This is a genomic window from Bacillus sp. AFS001701, assembly GCF_002559405.1.
Taxonomy (GTDB): Bacteria; Bacillota; Bacilli; order Bacillales; family Bacillaceae_G; genus Gottfriedia.
The window spans coordinates 1-219 of the sequence record NZ_NTZO01000353.1 but is presented as its reverse complement, the minus strand read 5'-3'; the positions used below and the strand labels follow the sequence as shown (position 1 = coordinate 219).

Annotated in this window: 1 protein-coding gene; it reads left to right on the top strand. The window is 61.2% G+C overall.

Annotated elements, in window-relative coordinates:
- Window positions 1-219: glutamate ligase domain-containing protein (locus CN514_RS19660; protein ID WP_286141767.1), on the top strand; the 219-nt coding region annotated here is incomplete at both ends.

Below are 219 nucleotides of genomic sequence, written 5' to 3'. Positions count from 1 at the left end.
TGACGGCGGCGGTGCAGGTGTTATCTGAAATGCCGGGCTACCGCATCATGGTGGTGGGCGATATGGCAGAGCTGGGCGACGAAAGCGAAGCCTGCCATACCCAGGTCGGTGAAGCGGCGAAAGCGGCAGGGCTGGACTGCGTGCTGAGCGCAGGAAAACTGAGCCAGGCGATTAGCCAAGCCAGCGGCGTTGGCGAGCATTTTGCTGATAAAACCGCGT